The 22,385-nt window shown below is 67.3% G+C and carries 22 protein-coding genes; 14 read left to right on the top strand and 8 right to left on the bottom strand.

The annotated features are described in order from the left end of the window. Positions 1-40 precede the first annotated feature (40 nt). The 6 genes from ABDZ95_RS05270 to coxB form a co-directional block, all read right to left on the bottom strand. Entirely contained in the window at positions 41-949 is a 909-nt protein-coding gene (locus ABDZ95_RS05270) for a cytochrome c oxidase subunit 3 (RefSeq protein ID WP_343791413.1), read from the bottom strand. Positions 950-997: 48 nt separating this feature from the next. After that, positions 998-1,582, bottom strand: coding sequence for a cytochrome c oxidase assembly protein (locus ABDZ95_RS05265; protein ID WP_343791411.1), 585 nt, complete (start codon positions 1,580-1,582; stop codon positions 998-1,000). Then, complete coding sequence (locus tag ABDZ95_RS05260) at positions 1,579-1,758, bottom strand: hypothetical protein (RefSeq protein ID WP_343791409.1); 180 nt, start codon at positions 1,756-1,758, stop codon at positions 1,579-1,581. The genes ABDZ95_RS05265 and ABDZ95_RS05260 overlap by 4 nt, the downstream gene beginning before the upstream one ends. Positions 1,759-1,762: 4 nt before the next feature. Continuing rightward, entirely contained in the window at positions 1,763-2,728 is a 966-nt protein-coding gene (locus ABDZ95_RS05255) for a heme o synthase (RefSeq protein ID WP_343791407.1), read from the bottom strand. Positions 2,729-2,841: 113 nt separating this feature from the next. Continuing rightward, positions 2,842-4,506 carry a cytochrome c oxidase subunit I gene (ctaD, locus tag ABDZ95_RS05250; RefSeq protein ID WP_343791405.1) on the bottom strand — a complete coding sequence of 555 codons (1,665 nt, stop codon included), beginning with the start codon at positions 4,504-4,506 and terminating at the stop codon, positions 2,842-2,844. Positions 4,507-4,530: 24 nt separating this feature from the next. Then, positions 4,531-5,541 (bottom strand): cytochrome c oxidase subunit II, encoded by a 1,011-nt coding sequence (gene coxB / locus ABDZ95_RS05245; protein WP_343792279.1) that lies wholly within the window; start codon positions 5,539-5,541, stop codon positions 4,531-4,533. Between the two features lie 245 nt (positions 5,542-5,786). Here coxB and ABDZ95_RS05240 point away from each other — a divergent pair, with 245 nt between their 5' ends. The 4 genes from ABDZ95_RS05240 to tldD are packed head-to-tail and all read left to right on the top strand — an operon-like array spanning position 5,787 to position 9,004. Next, positions 5,787-6,155 carry a PadR family transcriptional regulator gene (locus ABDZ95_RS05240; RefSeq protein WP_343791403.1) on the top strand — a complete coding sequence of 123 codons (369 nt, stop codon included), beginning with the start codon at positions 5,787-5,789 and terminating at the stop codon, positions 6,153-6,155. Further along, a complete protein-coding gene (locus ABDZ95_RS05235; protein WP_343791401.1) occupies positions 6,152-6,733 on the top strand; it encodes a DUF1700 domain-containing protein in 582 nt (193 codons plus the stop codon). The genes ABDZ95_RS05240 and ABDZ95_RS05235 overlap by 4 nt, the downstream gene beginning before the upstream one ends. A gap of 14 nt (positions 6,734-6,747) precedes the next feature. Continuing rightward, entirely contained in the window at positions 6,748-7,524 is a 777-nt protein-coding gene (locus tag ABDZ95_RS05230) for a GIN domain-containing protein (RefSeq protein ID WP_343791399.1), read from the top strand. A gap of 49 nt (positions 7,525-7,573) precedes the next feature. After that, positions 7,574-9,004, top strand: coding sequence for a metalloprotease TldD (gene tldD, locus ABDZ95_RS05225; protein ID WP_343791397.1), 1,431 nt, complete (start codon positions 7,574-7,576; stop codon positions 9,002-9,004). Between the two features lie 101 nt (positions 9,005-9,105). On the opposite strand, the gene ABDZ95_RS05220 is transcribed toward tldD, so the two are convergent. Continuing rightward, positions 9,106-10,050, bottom strand: a complete 945-nt coding sequence (locus tag ABDZ95_RS05220) for a TraB/GumN family protein (protein ID WP_343791395.1) — start codon at positions 10,048-10,050, stop codon at positions 9,106-9,108. 170 nt (positions 10,051-10,220) lie between these two features. On the opposite strand from ABDZ95_RS05220, the gene ABDZ95_RS05215 reads away from it, so the two are divergent. Continuing rightward, complete coding sequence (locus tag ABDZ95_RS05215) at positions 10,221-12,263, top strand: TonB-dependent receptor plug domain-containing protein (RefSeq protein WP_343791393.1); 2,043 nt, start codon at positions 10,221-10,223, stop codon at positions 12,261-12,263. Between the two features lie 164 nt (positions 12,264-12,427). Next, positions 12,428-14,506 (top strand): TonB-dependent receptor plug domain-containing protein, encoded by a 2,079-nt coding sequence (locus tag ABDZ95_RS05210; RefSeq protein ID WP_343791391.1) that lies wholly within the window; start codon positions 12,428-12,430, stop codon positions 14,504-14,506. A gap of 72 nt (positions 14,507-14,578) precedes the next feature. On the opposite strand, the gene ABDZ95_RS05205 is transcribed toward ABDZ95_RS05210, so the two are convergent. Continuing rightward, a complete protein-coding gene (locus ABDZ95_RS05205) occupies positions 14,579-16,420 on the bottom strand; it encodes a peptide MFS transporter (RefSeq protein ID WP_343791389.1) in 1,842 nt (613 codons plus the stop codon). Positions 16,421-16,859: 439 nt separating this feature from the next. On the opposite strand from ABDZ95_RS05205, the gene ABDZ95_RS05200 reads away from it, so the two are divergent. From ABDZ95_RS05200 to ABDZ95_RS05165, 8 genes are all read left to right on the top strand, one after another. Further along, a complete protein-coding gene (locus tag ABDZ95_RS05200; RefSeq protein ID WP_343791387.1) occupies positions 16,860-17,531 on the top strand; it encodes a TroA family protein in 672 nt (223 codons plus the stop codon). A 41-nt stretch (positions 17,532-17,572) separates the two neighbouring features. Next, positions 17,573-18,733, top strand: a complete 1,161-nt coding sequence (locus ABDZ95_RS05195) for an isoaspartyl peptidase/L-asparaginase family protein (RefSeq protein WP_343791385.1) — start codon at positions 17,573-17,575, stop codon at positions 18,731-18,733. Next, positions 18,730-19,101, top strand: coding sequence for a cupin domain-containing protein (locus ABDZ95_RS05190; protein ID WP_343791383.1), 372 nt, complete (start codon positions 18,730-18,732; stop codon positions 19,099-19,101). Before ABDZ95_RS05195 ends, ABDZ95_RS05190 begins: the two co-directional genes overlap by 4 nt. Further along, the gene (locus ABDZ95_RS05185) at positions 19,098-19,571 is read left to right on the top strand and encodes a methyltransferase family protein (protein ID WP_343791381.1); all 474 of its coding nucleotides are present in this window, start codon (positions 19,098-19,100) and stop codon (positions 19,569-19,571) included. Before ABDZ95_RS05190 ends, ABDZ95_RS05185 begins: the two co-directional genes overlap by 4 nt. Continuing rightward, entirely contained in the window at positions 19,562-19,825 is a 264-nt protein-coding gene (locus ABDZ95_RS05180; RefSeq protein WP_343791379.1) for a hypothetical protein, read from the top strand. Before ABDZ95_RS05185 ends, ABDZ95_RS05180 begins: the two co-directional genes overlap by 10 nt. Positions 19,826-19,915: 90 nt before the next feature. Further along, complete coding sequence (locus tag ABDZ95_RS05175) at positions 19,916-20,680, top strand: hypothetical protein (RefSeq protein WP_343791377.1); 765 nt, start codon at positions 19,916-19,918, stop codon at positions 20,678-20,680. Between the two features lie 47 nt (positions 20,681-20,727). After that, positions 20,728-21,738, top strand: coding sequence for a fumarylacetoacetate hydrolase family protein (locus ABDZ95_RS05170; protein WP_343791374.1), 1,011 nt, complete (start codon positions 20,728-20,730; stop codon positions 21,736-21,738). A gap of 102 nt (positions 21,739-21,840) precedes the next feature. Continuing rightward, complete coding sequence (locus ABDZ95_RS05165; protein ID WP_343791372.1) at positions 21,841-22,368, top strand: CcdC protein domain-containing protein; 528 nt, start codon at positions 21,841-21,843, stop codon at positions 22,366-22,368. Positions 22,369-22,385: the final 17 nt, after the last annotated feature.

Here is a 22,385-nt window from a genome sequence, read left to right as displayed (position 1 = left end):
ATCCGCGCCGGCTGTTTGTCCGAAGACTGTGTGTCTTCGATCAACCGAAGACGACGTAGACGAAGGCGAACAGGAACAGCCAGACCACGTCCACGAAGTGCCAGTACCAAGCCGCGGCCTCGAAGCCGAAATGCTTCTGAGGGGTGAAGCCGCCGGCCATCAGACGGAGCAGGCAGACGATCAGGAAGATGGTGCCGACCAGAACGTGGAAGCCGTGGAAGCCCGTCGCCATGAAGAAGATCGAACCGTACAGGGTCGAGTTGGCGGCGGCCTCGTTGAAGAACAGGTGCTCGTGCAGGATGTGATGGTACTCATACGCCTGCACGCCGGTGAACAGGATGCCCAGCGCCACGGTGATGGCCAGGCCGATCTTGGTGGCGTTGCGATCGCCCTGCGCGATGGCGTGGTGAGCCCAGGTCACGGTCGTGCCCGACAGCAGCAGAATCACGGTGTTGAACAGCGGCAGGGAGAAGGCGTCGAGGGTCTCGATGCCGCGCGGCGGCCAGGTCGACCAGGCGGCGGCGGTGTCGGCCCAGGCGCCGACTTCCGGAATGTGCGAGCGCGCCTCGTTGAAGAGGCTCATTTCGAAGAACATCCAGAAGAAGGCGACGAAGAACATCACTTCCGAAGCGATGAACAGCATCATGCCGTAGCGCAGGCCGATCGAGACGACCGGGGTGTGATCGCCCGCCTTCGATTCCTTGATGACGTCGGCCCACCAGCCGAACATCGAGACCAGCACGCCAGCCAGACCGGCGAAGAACAGGGCCATGTCGCCCTTGGCCAGCAGGGTTCCGGCGACCGGACCGGCGTCGGCGCCGACGAGGCCCTTCATCCAGACGACCGCGCCCACCATCATGATGGTGACGGCGATCGAGGAGACCAGAGGCCAGGGGCTCGGGTTCACCAGGTGGTAGTCGTGATGCGGTGCGGCGTGGGCGTCGGCCATCGTTTTCTCTTGAAGGTCGAGAGTCGTTCTGTCGGGCTATAGCGCCCGCTATCCGGCCGCGCCAGAGGTTTGCGCCACGGTTTGGGCGCCGTTTGCGGCCTGCTGGAAACCTTCCGTGGGATAGAAGGTGTAGCTGAGTGTGATTTCCTTGACGCCCTGGCTCTCGCGATCGGTCGCCATCTCGGGCGCCACGAAGTACTGGACGGGGAATTTGATGGTCTGGCCGGGCTCGATGACCTGGTCCTCGAAGCAGAAGCACTGCAGCTTCTGGAAGTAGGGACCGGCGCGTTCGGGCACGACGTTGTAGGCCGCCTTGGCGTTGATCGGGCGATCCGAGGTGTTGGTCACGTCGAAATAGGCCAGGCCCGTCTCGCCGATGTGCACCCGCTGGGTCACCTGCTCGGCGCGGAACTGCATCGGCAGACCGCGGACATTGGTGTCAAAGCGGATCAGGACGGTGTCTTCCAGCTGCACGTCCGGCGCCTTCTCGGCGCGCGAGACGGTGCCGTCGAAACCGGTGACCTGACAGAACAGACGGTACAGGGGCACGGCGGCGAACGAGGCGCCGGTCATGAACATCACGCCCAGGGCGCAGACGATAGCGATGCCGTTGCGGCCCAGCTTCTTCTTCATTGGGCGTAGCCCACCGGCTGACCGGCGGCGATCGCTTCGGTGCGGGCGTCCATGTTGCGCTTCAGGTTCAGCACCGTGACGGCGAACACAAGCACGATGAAGCCGACCAGGGCGCCGGCGATGGCGAGGTTGCGCTTCTTGCGGGCGGCGAGCTCTTCGGGGGTCAGTCGGCGCATGGCTTTACAGTCCGGGAACGGCGGTGAAGCTCTCGACCAGCAGGGCCGCGAACAGGGCCAGCAGGTACAGGATCGAGAAGGCGAAAAGATTGCGTGCCGGTTTGGCTTCCACACGCACATCGTACAATGCGGCCTCTCGCCCCACGGCCTCGGCCTTGTCCGGCTGGTCGCCGGCGCGCGAGCGCCACAGGCGGAAGGCGAGGCCCAGGAAGCCGAGCCCGCCCAGCGCCGACACCGCCAGATACAGCCAGCCGCCCATGCCCAGGAAGGCGGGCGCCACGGCGACGGCGACGAAGATCAGGCTGTACAGCCAGATCTGCAGCCGGGTGCTCTTCGCCCCGCGCGCCACCGGCATCATCGGAATGCCCGCCTTGGCGTAGTCGCCGGCCGAATACAGGGCCAGCGCCCAGCTGTGCGGCGGGGTCCACAGGAAGATGATCAGGAACAGCACCCACGCCTGCCACGGGGCGGAGCCCGTCGCCGCGGCCCAGCCGATCACCGGCGGGAAGGCGCCCGCGGCGCCGCCGATGACGATGTTCTGGGGCGTCCGGCGCTTCAGCAGCAGGGTGTAGAAGACGGCATAGTAAAGAATGGTCAGCAGCAGCAGGCCGCCTGCCAGCCAATTGGTCGTCATGCCCAGCAGCATGACCGAGAAGATCGACAGGATGACGCCGAAGGCCATGGCGTCGTTCTTGCGCACCCGCCCGGCGGCCACCGGCCGACCGCGCGTGCGGCGCATCAGGGCGTCGGTTTCCCCCTCCAGCGCCATGTTCAGCGACCCGGCAGCCCCCGCCCCGATGGCGATGCACAGGATGGCGATGGCCGACGACAGCCAGTCCAGATCGCCGCCCGCGACGACCAGGCCCACGACCGCCGTGAAGATCACCACCGACATCACGCGCGGCTTCAGCAGCTGGAAGAAGTCTTCCGGCTGGGCGGTCGAGATGGCGGGGGTGGCGGGTTCGGTCATCGGCTCTCTAGGGCGGCCTCATAGCGCGAAGCTGAGGTCCGCAAAATGGCTGGGGCCGCCCCCTCTGTCGAAGGAGCGGCCCCGATGCTGTCCGGTCCATCAGGACCGGGGTCTTAGTGCTCGTCCTGCTTGACCACCGGCAGTTCGTTGAACTGGTGGTGCGGCGGAGGCGAGGACAGCGTCCACTCCAGCGTGGTGGCGCCTTCGCCCCACGGATTGGCGACGCCCGGACGACGACGGACCGCGGCTTCCAGCAGCATGATCATGAAGACGGCGACGCCGACGATCGTGATCACATAGCCGACCGAGGAAACGTGGTTCCACAGGGTGTAGGCTTCCGGATAGTCGATGTAGCGACGCGGCATGCCCTGCAGGCCCAGGAAGTGCTGCGGGAAGAACACCAGGTTCACGCCGACGAACATCACCCAGAAGTGCAGCGCGCCGAGGAACTCGTTGTACTTCACGCCGAACATCTTCTCGAACCAGTAGTAGAACCCGGCGAAGATGGCGAAGACGGCGCCCAGCGACAGCACGTAGTGGAAGTGCGCCACCACGTAGTAGGTGTCGTGCAGGCTGTAGTCGATGCCGGCGTTCGACAGGACCACGCCGGTCACGCCGCCGACGGTGAACAGGAAGATGAAGCCGATCGCCCACAGCATGGGCGTCTTGAAGCTGATCGAACCGCCCCACATCGTGGCGATCCAGCTGAAGATCTTCACGCCCGTGGGCACCGCGATGATCATCGTCGCGGCCACGAAGTAGGCGCGCAAATTGATGCTCATGCCGACCGTGTACATGTGGTGCGCCCACACGATGAAGCCGATGAAGCCGATGGCGACCATGGCGTAGGCCATGGCGAGGTAGCCGAAGACCGGCTTCTTCGAGAAGGTCGAGACGATGTGCGAGATGATGCCGAAGCCCGGCAGGATCAGGATGTACACCTCGGGGTGACCGAAGAACCAGAACAGGTGCTGGAACATGACGGGGTCGCCGCCGCCGGCCGGATTGAAGAAGGCGGTGCCGAAGTTGCGGTCGGCCAGCAGCATGGTGATGGCGCCGGCCAGAACCGGCAGCGACAGCAGCAGCAGGAAGGCGGTGATCAGCACCGACCAGGCGAACAGCGGCATGCGGTGCAGGGTCATGCCCGGCGCGCGCATGTTGAAGATCGTGGTGATGAAGTTGATCGCGCCCAGGATCGACGAGGCGCCCGCGACGTGCAGCGAGAAGATCGCCAGATCCATCGCCGGTCCGGTGTGGCCGGTCGTCGAGAGCGGCGGATAGATGGTCCAGCCGCCGCCGAAGCCCTTGCCCGGACCGCCGTCGACGAACATCGACAGGCAGAGCAGGACCCAGGCCGAGACCAGCAGCCAGAACGAGATGTTGTTCATGCGCGGGAAGGCCATGTCCGGCGCGCCGATCATGATCGGAACGAACCAGTTGCCGAAGCCGCCGATCATCGCCGGCATGACCATGAAGAAGATCATGATCAGGGCGTGGGCCGTGACGGTCACGTTGTAGCCGTGCTTGGACGCCTCGACGAGACCCAACTGCTGGATCACGGAGCCTTCACGGAAGATCTGGATGCCCGGCTCGGCCAGTTCCCAGCGGATCAGGCCGGACAGGGCGCCGCCCACGATGCCCGCCATGATGGCGAAGATCAGGTACAGGGTGCCGATGTCCTTGTGGTTCGTCGACAGGAACCAGCGGGTGAAGAAGCCCGGCTTGTGGTCGTGGTGCCCATCGTGGTCGTGGGCGAGATTTTCAGCTGCGGTGGCCATGGTCTCTGGGGCTCTCGCGGATCGTTACTGGGCGGCCGGGGCGGCGGCGGGAGCCGCGGCCGGGGCCGGCGAGGCGGCGGCAGCCGCGGGGACAACGGCGTCAGCCGGCGTGGCGGGGGCGGCCGGAGCGGTCGCGGCGTCGCCCGTCGGGGCGCCCGTGGTGCCGACGGCGGCCTGGGCGGCGGTGCCGCCCGGAGCCTCGGCGGCCGTCGCCGGGGTCAGCGAACCGCCCTTGGAGACGACCCAGGCCTCGAACTCGGCCTGCGTCACGACGCGGATCTCGATCGGCATGAAGGCGTGGTCGACGCCGCACAGTTCCGAGCACTGGCCGTAGAAGACGCCGGTGCGGTCAGCACGGAACCAGGTTTCGTTCACGCGGCCCGGGACGGCGTCGATCTTCAGACCGAAGGCCGGCAGGGCGAAGGCGTGGATCACGTCCGAGGCGGTGACCAGAACGCGGACAGTCTTGCCGACCGGAACCACGATCGGCTCGTCGGCGGCCAGACGATAGGGAACGTTCTGAGCGCGGGCCTCGTCTTCCGGCAGCATGTTCGAGACGTACTCGGCGATGCCCTGATCCGGATATTCGTAGCCCCAATTCCACTGGTTGCCGGTGGCCTTAACCGTCAGGTCCGGGGTCGGCATGTCGTGGTAGGCGAACAGCAGGCGGAACGAGAACAGCGAGATGCCCACCAGGATCAGCACCGGGACGACCGTCCAGATGATCTCGATCGTCGTGTTGTGGCTCCACTTGGCGGGAACCGGGTTGGCCTTCTTGTTGTAGCGGATCGCGATCCAGACCAGCAGGCCGAGGACCAGAAGCGAAATCGCCACAATGATCGGCAGCAGGATGAAGTCGTGGAAGTGGTGCGCCTGCACCTTCAGCGGCGACGCCGCCGGCTGGAGCGCAATACCACCCGGCGTCGGCTGACCCATCAGGTCTTCAGCCAAGGCCGATGACGCGCCGAAGACGGCCAGGCTCAGCGCGGCGACGCCGCTGCCGATAATCGCCCGGGCTCGCTTGCCCATCCCCATCCGAGACACCCTCATATTTTCGTTTCGGCCCAAATGTTTGCGAGTGAATCGCAAACACGCGCCCTGCCCCCGAGGGTCAAGGCGGTACTTCGGCCGGTCCATATCGCCCCCTCCCGCACTTGCCAAGCGATTGAGCGATTCAGCGACGTTCGGGCGGCGGATTAAATCGCAGTCATGTTTCGCCAGCTACCTTGCGCCGCAAGATACCTTGCGATACCTCCTTGGACATCACGGGAGACCTAGATGTGCCTGAAACCATAGAAATCCAGCTGAAGAAGGGAGTGCTGACGCTGTGCGTCCTCGCCCTTCTGAACCGGCGCGAGAGCTACGCCTACGAGATCGCCTCCACCCTGTCCGACGCCATCGATATGGGGGAAGGCACGATCTATCCGCTGATGCGGCGGATGCAGTCCGACGGCCTGGTCGAGACCTATCTGGTCGAATCGCCCGCCGGACCCTCGCGCAAATACTACCGCCTCACCGACGCCGGTCGTCGCGCCCTCGAAGGGCAGACCACCGAATGGCGGGCCTTCGCCCGCGCCGTCGAATCCATTCTGGACGGATCGGCCCTGCCGCCGACCGTTCCCGTCGCTCAAGAGGGAGTTGAGCCATGACGCGTGACGAATTCATGGGCCGCCTCCGGCGCGGACTGGTGGGCCTGCCCACCCGCACCGCCGCCGAGATCGCCGCCGACTACGGACAGCATTTCGACGACGGCGCCGCCGACGGCCGCACCGAGGCCGAGGTGGCGGAGGCCCTGGGCGATCCGGATCGTCTGGCCCGCGAGCTGCGCGCCGAGGCCGGCGCCCGTCGCTGGGACCAGGAACAGAACCCGGCCGCCGCGGCCGGCGCGATTTTCGGCCTGATCGGCCTGGGCGCGATCGACATCCTGATCCTGCTGCCGATCGTCTTCCCGGTGTTCGGCGCAGTGATTGCCATGCTGATGACCGGCGTGGGCGTCTTCATCGCCGGCGGCTTCGCCCTGGTGGTCGGACCGTTCTTCGGAGGCCCCGGCGGCGTGCTGGCGGCCATCCTGTTCGGCATCGGCCTGATGGGTCTGGGCCTGTTCATGATCGGGCTGATGGCCCTGCTGACCAAATGGCTGATCGACGCCACGGTCTGGTACGCGCGCCTTCACTACCGCGTGCTCAAGCCGGCGCTCGAGCCGTCGAACAATCGTAGCCAGGACTGAGGGGAGGACCTGACATGATCCGCAATCTTCTGATCATCACCGGCGTCGGCTTCGTCCTGGCGCTGGTGGGCATCACCGGCGCCTTCGCCCTGGTCGGCAACGATGTGCGCAAGCACGACTGGACCTGGGTCATCGACGACGACGCGGCCGGCGACTCCAGCTTCCGCATCCAGCGGGGCGAGGTGGCTCCTGAAGTCACCCGCAACATCGAGTGGGCGGGCGGCGATCGCCTGATGGTCGATGTCCCGGGCAAGGTCACCTATGTCCAGGGCGCCCAGGCGGGCATTCGCGTCACGGGTCCGAAGGACATCGTCGACAGCATCCGCTTCAACGACGGTCGTCTGACCATGATCAGCGATGACAACCACGACCGTGGCTACATCCGCTGGTCCGGCTCTGGCATCCGCGTCTGGAGCGAGAGCGAGGCCCTGCGCATCGAGGTCACCGCTCCGGCCGTGAACCGCTTCGAGATGGGCGACAACGGCGAGCTGAACATCCGCGGCTACGACCAGCCCACGCTCGACGTCGTCATCAACGGCGAGGGCTCGGTGAAGGCCGACGGCCAGGCGCAGCGCGTCAGTGTCGTCTCCAGCGGCGACGGCGACGCCAGCCTGCGCCGGGTGATGACCACCGACGCCACCGTCCGGTCGACCGGCCGAGGCGATGTCTCGGTGGCCCCGACCGGCCGTGCCGACATCGAGATCGCCGGCCACGGCGACGTCTATCTGGCCCGCAACCCGGCCCAGCTGAACCAGTCGATCACCGGCTGGGGCGAAGTGGAGATGGACTGACCGGCGATGACCCGGTGACGCGGGGGCGGTCAGCGCCTACTTAAGGCTCATGACCGTCCTCGTTTCCCCGCCCGCCATCCTCGACAGCGCCGAAGTCGGCTCCGACGAGGCCCTCTCCATCCTGCAGGGAGCGCTGGCCGGCGCCGACGACGGCGAACTTTTCCTCGAGCGCTCCGAGTCGGAGTCGCTCGTTTTCGACGACGGCCGTCTGAAGTCGGCGGCCTATGACGCGACCGAGGGCTTCGGCCTTCGCGTCGTCGCCGGCGAGACCGCCGGCTATGCCCACGCCAACGAGATCAGCGGCCCGGCCCTGCGCCGTGCGGCCGACAGCGCCGCCCTCGCCCGCGCCGGATACGCCGGCGTCTCGGCCGAAAGCCCGGTGGCCACCAACCGCAAGCTCTATGACGAGGTCGACCCGCTCGCCTCGCCCGCCTTCTCCGACAAGATCGCCCTGCTGGCCGAGATCGACGCCTGGGCCCGCGCCCGCGATCCTCGGGTGGTGCAGGTCTCGGCCTCGCTGGTCGGCGAGCATCGCCAGATCGAGATTCTGCGCGGCGACGGTCGCCAGATGCGCGACATGCGCCCGCTGGTCCGCCTGAACGTCTCGGTCACGGTCGAGAAGGACGGCAAGCGCGAGAGCGCCTCGTCCGGCGCCGGCGGCCGCGCCGGCTTCGAGACCTGGATCGCTCCGGCCCGCTGGCAAGCCCAGATTGACGAGGCCCTGCGTCAGGCCCTCGTCAATCTGGAGGCCGTCGACTGTCCGGCCGGCGAAATGGATGTGGTGCTGGGCGCCGGCTGGCCCGGCGTGCTGCTGCACGAGGCCATCGGCCACGGCTTCGAGGGCGACTTCCACCGCAAGGGCTCGTCCGCCTTCAACGACAAGATGGGCAAGCGCGTCGCCGCCCCGGGCGTGACCGTCGTCGACGACGGCTCCATCGCCGGCCGCCGCGGCTCCCTGACTATCGACGACGAGGGCACCCCCACCTCGCGCACCGTCCTGATCGAGGATGGGATCATGGTCGGGCTGATGCACGACCGCCTGTCGGCCCGCCAGCTGGGCGCCCGCGCGACCGGCAACGGCCGTCGCCAGTCTTTCGCCCACATGCCGATGCCGCGCATGACCAACACCTTCATGGAGGCCGGCAAGGACAGGAAGGCCGACATGATCGCCTCGACGAAGCGGGGCCTCTACGCGGCGAACTTCGGTGGCGGCCAGGTGGACATCACCAACGGCAAGTTCGTCTTCCAGTGCACCGAGGCCTATCTGATCGAGGACGGGAAGATCACCGCTCCGGTCCGCGGCGCGACCCTGATCGGCGACGGCGCCACCGCCCTGACCCGCATCGAGATGATCGGCGACGACTTCGAGTTCGACCCCGGCGTCGGCGTCTGCGGCAAGGCCGGTCAGGGCGTCCCCGTCGGCATCGGCCAACCCAGCCTCAAGATGGGCGGGCTGACCGTGGGCGGCACGGCGGTCTAGGGGCTAGGGATAGGAGACGCATCGCATGCATGCGCTAATCCGACCCCAGGGCCCGACCATCCTCCCCTAATCCCTAGCCCCTAGACCTAACTCCTAAGCCCCTACTTCCACTCAGGTCCCTCGACCTCCAGCCCACGCGCCTCGAGGCTGTCCAGCACGCCGCCCGGTTCGGCCAGCAGGCGGACCGGGGCGACGCCCATGGTGACACCGGGAGAGACCAAGGCGGTCTGCACCGCCGCCGCCCACTGCTGGTGCAACTGCGGAGCCAGTTCCGGATCGCCCCAGGGCCAGCAGACCTTCAGCGCCTGTTCGATCGGCGAGGCGACGACTTCAGGCACGCGGAAAGCACGCCAGTCCTGCGCCCGCTCTCGCGACGACTCCGGCCCGGCCTCTGCCGCCGCGATCGCCCGCTCCATGCACGGCACATGCACCGTCTGCGGAGCGGTGATCAGGCTATCGACCATTTCGTCCCCTCGGACGGTGCCCACCGGACGGGCCTGAATGCGGCCCTGACGGGCGGCGCGGCGGACGACGTCGACAGCGTCCCGTCCCTCGCGCCCGGCGCGGAAGCCGGCGCGATCCTGGATCAGGTCGAAGCTGGTCATAAGCATGCTGCGACGACGCCAGTCCTGATTCCGCTCGCCGGCCATCAGCACGTCCAGCCGCGCCTGCATGTCCGGGCTCAGATATGTCGCCGTCGTTTGCCCCTCCGGCATGAAAGTGATCGTGCGTGCGCGCCAGATCACCCGCAGGATGTCGCTGAAGGACGCCCGGCCTTCCTGCGGCAGCAGGATAAGGTCGGCGCGCTTCGCCGCCTCCTCCAGAGCCTCGGGGCGCCAGGTCACCTCACGCGGGATCGCCCGGATCGAGCCGACAAGGATCAGGACACTGTCGCCGTCGCGCACCGTCCACATGGGCGCACCGGATCGCTGGGCGGTAATGATGACGTCATCCAGCCGATCCGCCGGCTCCGTCTCCTGCGCAATCGCTGCCGAGCCCGTCAGCAGGGCGGTGAAAAGACAAACAGCAACAGCGACGGACTTCAAAATATCACCCGTTAGACTTGAGATTACAGAGTAGATAGCAGCCGCTTTCAGAACAAGAAAATGACAGTCATGTAATGCTGTCTCCGATTTAATCCACCTGTCCGTCTTGTAACTGGAGACAAGCGCGGCGGACCGTCACACCTCTCGTCACCGACGAGGGGAGTTTCTTGATGTCCAGAACCGTTCTGCTGGCGACCACCGCCCTGCTGATGACCGCCGCCGCGACCGGCGCGCAGGCCCAGGCGCCCGCGCCCCAGAGTGCGCCCCAGGCCGAGGCCGGCCAGCAGGGCGTGCTCGTGTTCGAGCCCGCCTTCTTCGCCGACCAGAACCCGACCACGGCGCTGGACATGGTCAACCGCATCCCGGGCTTCAGCGTCGTCGATGGCGACGGCAGCCGCGGCTTCGAGGGCTCGGTCGGCAACGTCCTGGTCAACGGCTCGCGCCCCGCCTCGAAGAACGACAGCGGCTCGAACGTGCTGGGCCGCACCCTCGCCTCCAATGTCTCCCGCATCGAGCTGATCCGCGGCGGCGCGCCGGGCATCGACATGCAGGGCTTCTCGGTCGTCGTGAACGTCATCACCCTGACCCAGTCGAGCCAGCAGACCATCGTGACCGGCAACGCCGTGCTGTTCGAGGGCGGTCAGGACGTCTACGGCGGCTCGATCCAGTTCACCGCCAAGGACGGCGACCGCAGTTGGGGCTTCACCCTCAGCGACGGCCTGTCGATGAGCGACTCCAACGGCGTCGGCCCGGTCATCCGCCGCGACGCGGCCGGGACAGTTATCCGTGACGAAAGCTTCTTCAACGACCAGTCCGGCGGCGGACAATCGATCCGCCTGAACTACGCCGACGCCTTCATGGGCGGAAAGATCGACCTGACCGGCCGCTATGGCCAGAACGACTTTAACAACATCAATCTGCAGACCTCGCCAACCGTGCGTCGCGAAAGCCGCTACGGCGAGGAAGGAACCAGCGGAGAGTTCGGCGCGGTCTATACGCGCCCGCTGGGCTCGCGCTTCAATCTGGAAACCCGCTTCATCCACGAGTTCAGCGAGTTCGAAGGCGTCTCGACGAACCGCACGAGTCTGGGCGGCGTCGATAGTCCTGAGCAGCGCTTCACCTCGGACGGCGAGGCATCGGAGACCATCCTGCGCGGTCTGGTTCGTTTCGAGCAGACCCCGTCGATGACCTGGGAGTTCGGCGGAGAGGTCGCCTACAACATGCTCGAAACCGAGCAGGCCTTCACGATCGGCGGCACGCCCGTGCCCCTGCCCTCGGCCTCGGTCACGGTCGAGGAAACCCGCGGCGAACTGTTCGGCAAGGGCACCTGGCGCGTTCGGGACGACCTGACGCTGGAAGGCGGCCTGCGGCTCGAGGACTCGACCATCAGCCAGTCGGGCGACGCCGATCAGGAAAAGAGCTTCTTCTTCGCCAAGCCGCGCCTGCTGGCCACCTGGACCCCGATGGCCAATACCCAGTTCCGCGTGCGCCTCGAACGCGAGGTTGGCCAGCTGGACTTCGGCGACTTCGCCGCCTCGGCCGATCTGGACGAGGAGAATGTCTTCGGCGGCAATATCGACCTTGAGCCCGAGCAGCGCTGGATCAGCGAACTGACCTTCGAGCGGCGCTTCTGGGGTGACGGCATCGTCAGCATCGGCCTGCGCCACGACGAGATCACGGACGCTATCGACGTGATCCCGCTGGACGGCGGATTGTCGGCCGTCGGCAACATTGGCGACGCAACCCTCGATCAACTGGCTCTGAACGTCACGGTGCCGATGGACCGGTTTGGCTTCACGGGGGGACGTCTGGGCTTCCGCAACACCTGGAACCATACCGAAGTCACAGACCCGACGACCGGCGAGACCCGCCCGATCTCGAACGTCCGCGCCTCGCAGGCCGTGCTCTCGGTGTCGCAGGACATCGCCAGCTGGAAGCTCCAGTGGGGCGGCGCCTACATCCCGCTTCTGGGGCAGACCGGCTACGATCCCGACTTCAAGTCGGCATGGCGCGGCCGCGACTATTTCGAGTTCTGGACCGAGTACAAACCGACCCCGACACTGTCGATCCGCGCCCAGATCAACATCTGGGACAATTTCGACATCGAGCGCACCGCCTATGCGGACCGTCTGACCCGGCCGATTTCTTACATCGAGACCCGCGCGATCGATCCGCGGACCTTCTACCAGATCCGTCTGCGCAAGACGTTCTGAGCTGGACGATCGCGTTTCTGACCCGGGGCGCGAAAGTCCGGAGGCGGCGGGTGGCCCTCTTCCCGCCGCCTCCCCCTGTTGGGGCTTGATCAATCTCTCCCTGATCTAAGCTGGCGCGAAGCGAGCGACGACGGCATGGTCCGCCGCCCCGGGGGAGAGACCAAATGCACAAGGCCATCCGGCTGGCGAGCGCCGCGCTTGGCGTCCTTGCGACACCCGCGCTGGCCCAGACTGGCTCCGTGGCGCAGGCGCCGGTCGCGACCGGCCCGGTGAGCGATGCGCTCGAGATCGATGCGGCCCGGCAGGGCGTTCTGATCTTCGAACCGGCCTTCTTCGCCGACCAGCGGCCGAACACGGCGCTGGACATGATCAACCGCCTGCCCGGCTTCAGCCTGAGCACCGGCGACAGCAGCACCCGCGGTCTGGCCGGGGCGACCGGCAATGTCCTGATCAACGGCCAGCGTCCGTCCAGCAAGAGCGACAGCGTCGACGACGTCCTGCGCCGCATTCCGGCCGCTGGCGTCGAGCGGGTCGAGCTGATCCGGGGCGGAGCGCCGGGCATCGACATGCAGGGTGCGGCCGTGGTCGCCAACGTCGTGCTGGTCCGGACCGTCACGGTCGAGCGCGTGATCGAGGGCGGCCTCTACGCCTATCCCGACGGCTACCTGGGGCCGACACTGGGCGCCAGCTATTCGCGACGCGAGGGTGACGACCAGATCGAGGGCGCCATCAGCGCCACGATCAACGACCGGACCGACGGCACCGCGACCGGCTTCCGCCGCCGATACAGCCCGACCGGGGCGCTGATTCAGAACGCAGACCTCGACCTGTGGGACGAGTACCGCAACGTCCGTGCGACCGGCGTCATCCAGCGCGGACTGGCGGGCGGGCGGCTGCGCATCAACGGCGTGCTGGGCTGGTTCGGCAACGACAACACCCAGGACCTGCTGATCCGCACTGGCCCGGGGACCGACAACTTCAACCGCGAGACCTCGGAAGAGATCGAGGGCGAACTTGGCCTGACCTGGACCCGCGACCTCGACACTCGCAGCGCGTTCGAACTGACCGCCCTTCAGCGATGGGGCGAGGAGGACTATCGCGGCGACACCCTGTCGGCGGGCGAGGAGTCGGTCTTTTCCTCCAGCTCGACCTCGGGCGAGTCGATCGTGCGCGGCGTCCTGCGCCACCGCCCCTCGGATCCCTGGGCCATCGAGACCGGCGGCGAGGTGGCGTACAATGCTCTGGACAGCACCAACGCCTACGAGGAGAACGGCGTCGCCGTGCCCCTGCCTTCCGCATCCGTGAAGGTCGAGGAACTGCGGGGCGAGATCTTCGGCCAGACGACCTGGCGGCCGGATCCGACGCTCACGCTGGAGTTCGGCATCCGCGTCGAGGTGTCCGGGATCAGCCAGTCCGGCGACAGCGACCGCAGCAAGTCTTTCGTCTATCCCAAGCCGCGCGTTCAGGCGACGTGGACGCCCTGGGCCGGGCACCAGTTCCGCGTCCGTGCGGAGCGGGAGGTCGGACAGCTGGATTTCGACGACTTCGTCGCCTCCACCGACATCGAGGTCGGTCAGGTCGAGGGTGGCAACCCGGATCTTGAGCCGGACAAGACCACCCTGATCGAGGCGCTCTACGAACGACGCTTCTGGGACGAGGGCGTGGTCGACGCCACGGTCCAGCACGCTCGCGTCGAGGATGTGGTCGATCTGATCCCGCTGGCCGGCGGCTTCGATGGCGTGGGCAACATCGGGGACGGATCGTTCAGCACCCTGCGCCTGCGGTTGACCCTGCCGCTGGATCGACTGGGTCTGTCAGGCGCGCGCCTGTTCGGCAGGACGACCTGGGCGCGTTCGGAGGTCACCGATCCCCTGACCGGCGACAAGCGGCGCTTCGACGGGGACCAGGCCTTCGGCTGCGAGCTGAACTTCAATCAGGATCTCGCCGGCGGGAAATGGTCCTGGGGCTTCGAGCACGGCTGCAACGTCGACAAGGGCCGCGCCTTCCGCGTTCGCGAGGTTCGCGCCTTCCATGAGGAACCGATCATGGAAGCCTTTGTCCAGTGGAAGCCGTCTGACGATCTGACGCTGCGCCTGGACGTGGGCAACGTCACCGACAGGGATCAGGGCTACGACCGGTTCATCTACGCCGGACCGCGCGACGTCTCGCCCGTTGCGTTCACTGAGACCCGCCGCACCAACGCCAGCCGCTGGGTCTATCTTCAGGCGCGCAAGACCTTCTGACGCCAGCTGAAGCGCAAGCAAAAAGGGCGGGACGCGAGGTCCCGCCCTTCGTGTTTCCGATCCTGTGAAGGATCAGTGGATACCCGCCATACCCTTCTTGAGGATCGGCGAGATCAGCAGCAGGAAAACACCCACGCCGACGCCGACCCAGCCGATCGTTCCGAAGATCGATCCGTAGGTGGCCAGCGCGCCGGCGCGGTCGGTGACCACGCCCGCCACGGTGTCTGTCGCGGTCGCCTTGGCGATGATGCCGGCCACGATGTGCGCGACCGAGCTCGACAGGAACCACACGCCCATCATCATCCCGACCACGCGCGCCACCGACAGCTTGGTGATCATCGACAGGCCGACCGGCGACAGGCAGAGCTCGCCGACCGTGTGGAAGAAGTAGGTCAGGAACAGGAACAGCAGCGGAACGCGGAAGTCCGAGTTCGCCATGTTCCCCGCGGCCCACATCAGGACCAGGAAGCCCAGACCCACGAACATCAGACCGAACGAGAACTTGACCGGGGTCGAGGGCTCGCGGTTGCGCTTGCCCAGCCAGACCCACAGGGCCGCCACGATCGGACCGCCGATGACGATGATGCCCGGGTTGAACATCTGCGTCATGGCCGCATTGAACCACGACGGCATCTCGGTCGACTGGTCGGCGAACAGGGTCAGCGACGAGCCGGCCTGTTCGAACAGGGCCCAGAAGAGAACCGAGAAGAAGATCAGGACCTGCGCGACCAGCATGCGGCTGCGCTCGGCGCCCTTCAGCTGGATGACGGTGTAACCGACCACCAGGATGAAGATAACGCCAGCGATCCACGGCAGACCGGCCTCGATGATCTCGTGCCTGCGCATCAGCAGCCAGGTCGGGAAGACGGCGACCAGACCGGCGATCCAGAAGAACGGCACCAGCGGCACGCCCAGGATGCTGCGGCCCTGAACCGGGACCGGCGGTCCGCCACGGCCTTCCAGCCAGTTCTGGCCCAGGACGAAGGTCAGCAGACCGAACAGCATGCCGATGCCCGCCAGACCGAAGCCGTAGGCCCAGCCGTACTTGATGCCGAGGTACGAACACGCCGCCGTCGCCAGGAACGAGCCCAGGTTGATGCCGACGTAGAAGATCGTGAAGCCGCCGTCGCGACGCGGATCGTTCTCTTCGTAGAGCGAGCCCACGACGGTCGAGATGTTGGCTTTCAGGAAGCCCACGCCGACGATGATCAGCGACAGGGCCAGGAACAGCACCGGCTCACCCTGCTGGGTGTCGCGGACGGTTTCCAGGGTGTAGCCGCCGGCGGCGGTGAAGGCCGGGAAACCAGCCTGCTGCGCGGCGGCCGGAGCGGCCTGCGTCGCCGGATCGAGCGCGCCGGCCGGAGCCGCGCCTTCGGTCTGCTCCGCCACAGCCGCCACAGCGGCGTCCGCTGCGTTGGCGGCCGAGGGTTCGGCGCCGACGGTCGAAACGCCTTCCGGCGTGATGGCGATCTGAACGCGCTCGTCGCCATTGACGGCGAACATGCGGCGGTTCTGGTCACGCCCGTCGACCTCGATCTGGTAGGTCGTCTGGCCGATGGTCAGGCTTTCCTTGCCGCCCGTACCCTCGAACGCCATCGTGAAGTGGCCGGCCACCAGCAGCACCGCACCGATGATCACGGCCTTGCGCGAGCCCAGATAGCGGTCGGCGATCATGCCGCCCAGAACAGGCATCAGATAAACCAGCGCGGCGTAGGCGGCGTAGATGCCCTGCGCTTCGGCGGGGCCGAACAGGAAGTGCTGCGTCAGGTACAGGACCAGCAGCGCCCGCATGCCGTAGTAGGAGAAGCGTTCCCACATCTCGGTGAAGAACAGGATCACCAGCCCGCGGGGGTGTCCCAGAAATGTCTTGCGGGGCCCGCCTTCAAGCGCGCCCCCGGCGTCCGTCGTACTCAACGGCCAACTCCATGATTGCTTGCGCCCCACCTGACGCGCATGGGCGCATAAGCAGCACGCGGACGAAGCCCGGACAAGGGTTAAGGGTAAATTGGTCGATACAGCCTTGTGAGGGTCGCCCTCGGCGGGTACGCCGGAGCCATCTTCACCCGGGTGGATACGGGCGGACTCAATGACGACCAGACGTGCGGCGCTCGGCGTTTTGTGCGGGAGCCTTGGCTTGGCTGCATGCGGACGAGGCTCAACCTCTCCGCGAAGGGACGTGGTCGCGGCGGGGCAGCCCGCGGCGGTCCTGATCTGGGCCGTCGCGCGCGATCGCTTGGCCGCATGGCCCCACCGTCCCTTGCCTCCTGTATTGCAGGCCCTGCCGCCGGAGGCCGCCGCACTTCCCGAGCTGGGCCGGCTTTCCGGGCCCGGCCGTGTCGCCCCGCCGGAGTCCGTGGCGGCTCTCCGCCCGACACAGATCATCGACTATGGCGAGGCGGACGCCGAACACGTCGCCATCGGCCGCAGGCTCGGCGAGACCCTCGGTGTGCACTGGACGCTGATAGACGGCGCCCTGTCACGTATTCCGACTGCCTTCAGGCAGGCCGGCGCGCTTCTCGACGATGTCGCCCGCGGCGAGTCTCTCGCCGGCAAGGCGGAAGCGATCCTTCACGACTGGCGCTCGGCGTCTCCCGGCCCCTCGTTCTACTACGCGCGCGACGACGACGGGCTGGAGACAGGCTTCAGGGGAGCCCTGGCGACGGAGGTGCTGGAGGGCGGACACTGGACCAACGTCGCCATCGGACAGGAGGGGTTGGGTCGCGTCACGCTGGAACAGATGCGCGCGTGGGATCCAGAGGTGATCGTCACCCAAAACCCGATCTTCGCGCGAGCGGCGCAGGTCAATCCGGCGTGGCGTGCACGGCCGGGCGGCGGCCGACGTCGTATCCTGCTGGCGCCCGACACGCCCTTCGGCTGGCTGGATCGTCCGCCCTCGGTAAACCGGCTGCTGGGTTGCGCCTGGCTGGCATCGCCCGACGACCGCGCCATGTCGCTGACCCTGCTGAGCCGCTCGCTTTACGGCATGGCGCCGACGGAAATCGAACGACCCCGCTGGATGGCGTGAGCCTCTTGAACCGTTCCGGCGCATGGTCGAGGTTGCGCGCCATGACCGCACGCCACATCGCCCTGCTCGCCGGAGCCCTGACCGTCCTTGCATTCCCTGTTGTCGCGCAGGACGCGCCGACCTGGTCTCTGGCCATCCACGGCGGCGCCGGCGTCATCGAACGCGACAGCCTGACGCCCGAACAGGACGCCGCCTATCGCGCCGCCCTGCACCGCGCCCTTGAAGCCGGTCAGGCGATTCTGTCCGCCGGCGGCTCGTCGATGGATGCGGTGCAGGCCGCGATCGAGATCATGGAGGACGACCCGTTGTTCAACGCGGGCCGGGGCGCGGTCTTCACCGCCGAGGGCCGCAACGAGTTGGACGCCGCCGTCATGGACGGTCCTACCCTGAACGCCGGATCGGTCGCGGGGCTGACGACGACGCGCCATCCAATCGCCGCCGCCCGCGCCGTGATGGAGCGTTCGCCCCACGTCATGCTTATCGGCCCCGGCGCCGACAGCTTCGCCGGCTCTGTGGGTCTGGAGCAGGTCGATCCGTCCTACTTCTTCACCGAACGCCGCTGGCAGGGTCTGGAGCGCGAACTGCGTCGCCAGAACCATCCTGTCCCGCAGCGCCCGGCGAACGCGCCGGGTCCGCAGGCGTCGGCTGATCTGCCTGCGCCGCCGCTGAACGAGCGCAAATTCGGCACCGTCGGCGCGGTCGCGGTCGACAGTCAGGGCCGCCTCGCGGCCGGCACCTCGACTGGCGGGATGACCGCCAAGCGCTGGGGCCGGGTCGGCGACGTGCCCGTGATCGGCGCGGGCACCTACGCCTCCAACGCCGATGGCTGCGCCGTCTCGGCCACCGGCTCGGGCGAGTATTTCATCCGCGCCACGGTCGCGCGGGACATCTGCGCTCGCATGGGCGCGTGGAATGCGCTGTCAGAGGAAGGGCGGCTGGCAGCGCTTGATGCCGAGTCCCGCGACCGCTGCGATGCGGCCGCCACCGTCTGCACAACCCCTGCCCGCAGGCGGGATCTCATGGCTGCCGAAGCCGAGATCGATGAAGTCGGTCAACTCGGTGGAGAGGGCGGCGTCATCGTCATGACACCGGGCGGCCTTCCCGCCTTCGCCATGAACACCTCCGGCATGTATCGCGGCGCGGTCTCGCAGCGCGAGCCTGCCGCCGTCGCCATCTATGCCGACGAGGAGGTCGCCCCGTGACCACCGGCGCCACCATCGATCTGGCCTCTAAATTCGCCGCCTTCTCGGATCACTGGCGGCCGCGCTTCGCCGCGCAGCTGAACGGTCAGGACCTGCGGCTGGTGAAGGTGCAGGGTCTGTTCCCGTGGCACAGCCATGCCGACGCCGAAGAGATGTTCCTTGTCTGGAGGGGCGTGTTCCGGGTCGAGTTTCGCGACCGCATCGAGACACTCCATCCGGGCCAGTTCATCGTCGTTCCGCGGGGCGTCGAGCATCGCACAGGCGCAGACGAGGAGGCCGAGGTCCTGATCTTCGAACCCTCCGAAGTGATCAATACAGGTGACGCCGAAGTGTCCGAGTTCACCGCGCCGCAGGGCCAGACGATATGACCACGCCCCGCGACAATCCCGGCGTTCTGGCGCCGCCGCCTCTCATCTTTCTCGGCTTCCTGCTGATCGGCTGGGGGATCGGCCATCTGCTGAACGAGCCTTCGATGGGGCTGACCACGGAGGTCCGCCGAGGACTGGCCTTCGCCTTCGTGATCGTCGGGCTGGTGACCGAGATGACCGCGCTGGGCGGCTTCCGCCGCGTCGGCACCGCGCCCGAGCCGTGGAAGCCCACGACGGCGCTCGTCACCGGCGGCCTGTATCGGTTCAGCCGCAACCCGATCTACGTCGGCTTCACGCTGATCTACGTCGGGTTCGCCTTCGCCATGGACAGTTGGGCCGCGCTGGCGATGGTCCTGCCCTGCCTCGTCATCATCGACCGCGCCGTCATCCTGCGCGAGGAAGCCTACCTCGCCGGCAAGTTCGGCGCGGAGTGGGACGCCTATCGCTCGAAGGTCCGTCGATGGCTGTGAACGACGAACTGTCCGAAATGGCCATCGAGGAACTGGACGCCGCCTGCGCCCTCCCGTGGCCCGACATGAAGGCGATCACGCCGTGGGGCGACAGCTTCACCGGCTTTGCCCCATCCGGCCGTGAGGTCGAGGTCGAGCGCCGCTATCTCTGGGCGCACTCGCCGGCAGGCGCCATCGCCGTCGAGGTCGAGGTGCGCGCCATCGGCCTCGATCAAGGCGCCGAGGCGACAGCGGTGATCAATCCCCCGCGTTGAGCAACCGGCGTTAACCTTTCCCGTTGCCAAGCTGGGCCGTCGCGGCAGAATGCCGTTCGCCGCGACCGGCGGTGATCAGCGGAACGTTCCATGTCCTACGGTGCAGACTTCGCCACCGCCGACCCGGCCAATGCGCCGCTGGACGCTCCGATCCTGATCGGCGCCGACCCGGCCGTGATGGTCGCCGGTCTCCTGCTTCTGCTGGCCGCCTTCGCCCTCGGCTGGTTCTTCGCCGGCCGCTCGCGCCGCAACGACGGCGATGCGACGGCCTCGATCTGGCACGCGATCGACAAGGCGGCCAAGGAGGCGATGAAGGCCGATGACCATGCCCTGCGCGGCAAGGCCGATCATCTGGCCGAAACCCTTCGCAAGCGACTGGGCAAGACCTTGGCCTTCACCGCGGGCGACGAAGGTCTGGCCCATGCTGTTGCCGGGCTGACCGCCGCCCTGAATGGCCGCAAGCCGGACGAGACGCCCGGTCACGACGAGCCTGATCATGGCGACCACCACGAGCACGTTGACCACCACGACCATCACGACGAAAGCCACAAGGCGCACGACCACGTGCACTCTGCGCCCGCGACGGCCTCCGCCTCGACCGGCTCGGTGACCATCGTCAACGTCATCCCGCCGGCCGCGCCCGCTCCGACGCCGCACCATCCACCGGCGAAGCCCAGGCCGCACCATGGTCCGAAGGAGATGACCGCCCGCGAGCAGACCGAGGCCCTGCGACTGGCCGTCGCCGCCTTCAACGAACACTGGCGGCATGAGGGTCTGCGCATCGGCCAGATGCGCGCGGCGTTGGCGGAACTGTCCGGCAGCGCGCCCGGCGGACCTCGCCTGAGCCACGGTTGATCGCACAGACGGTTTCCCCTGACGGAGAAACCGCCTAAGCCTGAGGCATGAAACTCGCCTCGCTCAAGCACGGCCGCGACGGCCGTCTCGTCGTCGTCTCCAACGACCTGAACTGGTTCACGGACGCCTTCCTGATCGCCCCGACATTGCAGGCGGCGCTGGACAACTGGGACCGGGTCGAGCCCGACCTGCGCGCATTGGCTGAAAGCCTCGAACACGGCGGCGTGCCGCGCGGCCGCTTCCACGAGCGCGAAGCCGCCTCGCCCCTGCCCCGCGCGTATCAGTGGGCGGACGGCTCGGCCTATGTGAACCACGTAGAACTGGTGCGTAAGGCGCGCGGCGCCGAGATGCCCGAGACCTTCTGGACCGACCCGCTGATGTATCAGGGCGGCTCGGACGGCTTCCTCGCCCCTCGCGATCCCGTGCCGCTGGCCGACGAGAGCTGGGGCTGCGATCTGGAGGCCGAAATCGTCGTCGTCACCGGCGACGTGCCGCAGGGCGTGACCCGCGAGGAGGCGCTGACGCACATCCGTCTGGTCGGCCTCGTCAATGACGTTTCGCTGCGCAACCTGATCCCGGCCGAGCTGGCCAAGGGCTTCGGCTTCGTCCAGTCCAAGCCCGCCTCGGCCCTGTCGCCGGTGCTGGTGTCGCCCGACGCGCTGGGCTACCGCTGGAAGGACGGCAAGCTGCATGGCGAACTGTCGGTCCAGCTCAACGGCGAGGACTTCGGCAAGGCCGACGCCGGCGTCGACATGACCTTCGACTTCGGCACCCTGATCGCCCACCTCGCCAAGACCCGCAGCCTGTGCGCCGGCACGGTGATCGGCTCGGGCACCGTCTCGAACCGCGACGCCGATGGCGGCCCGGGCAAGCCGGTGGCCGAGGGCGGTCTGGGTTACAGCTGCATCGCCGAGGTCCGCACCGTCGAGACCATCCTGCGCGGCAAGGCCGAGACGCCATTCCTCAAGCATGGCGACACCGTCCGCATCGAGATGCTGGACGAGAAGCACCACACCATCTTCGGCGCCATCGAACAGACGGTCGGCCCGGTCGGCTGAAAGCCCGCTTTACCTCCACGCCGGGAGGTCTAGTGTCGCCTCGGGATGCGACCGTCGGGGGACGGCGCGTCGTCGGGGAAAGATGCCGTGTCCAGAGAACAGATGATTCCGCTGATTGTGCTGGCGGTCGTGCTTCCGCTCGTCCTGCTCAGGAACCGGCGACCACGTACACTGCGTCCGCAGTTCCTCTGGGTGACGCCCCTGATCGTGACCTTGGCCATCGGCTTCGGCCTGTGGGGCATCAGCCAGAGCGGGCGCGGCGAGGCGCCGACCGATCCGGTTTCCATCGTCATTCTCGCCCTCGGCCTGATCCTCGGCGCCGTCGCCGGCTTCTGGCGCGGGAAGATGACCACCATCCACAAGGACCCGGACGGCGTGCTCAAGGCCCAGGCCTCGCCCGCTGGTCTGATCCTGATCATCGGCCTGTTGCTGGCCCGCCGGTCGCTTGAGCCGTGGCTTGAGATTCACGCAGCGGACTGGGGCGTGAATCCCTTGGCCATCCTGGAAGCCTTCATGCTGTTCGCCGCCGCCATGGTCACTGCGCAACGCGCCGAGATGTTCATTCGCGCGCGCCGCATCCAAGCCGGCAAGCCTGACGCTCACATGGAAACAGACGACACGCCAGAGTAGCGAGCCACCGCAATCTT

It is taken from the genome of Brevundimonas kwangchunensis (assembly GCF_039523815.1).
GTDB classification, from domain to species: Bacteria; Pseudomonadota; Alphaproteobacteria; order Caulobacterales; family Caulobacteraceae; genus Brevundimonas; species Brevundimonas kwangchunensis.
The sequence above is the reverse complement of the archived record's forward strand: the minus strand, read 5'-3'. Positions and strand labels throughout refer to the sequence as shown.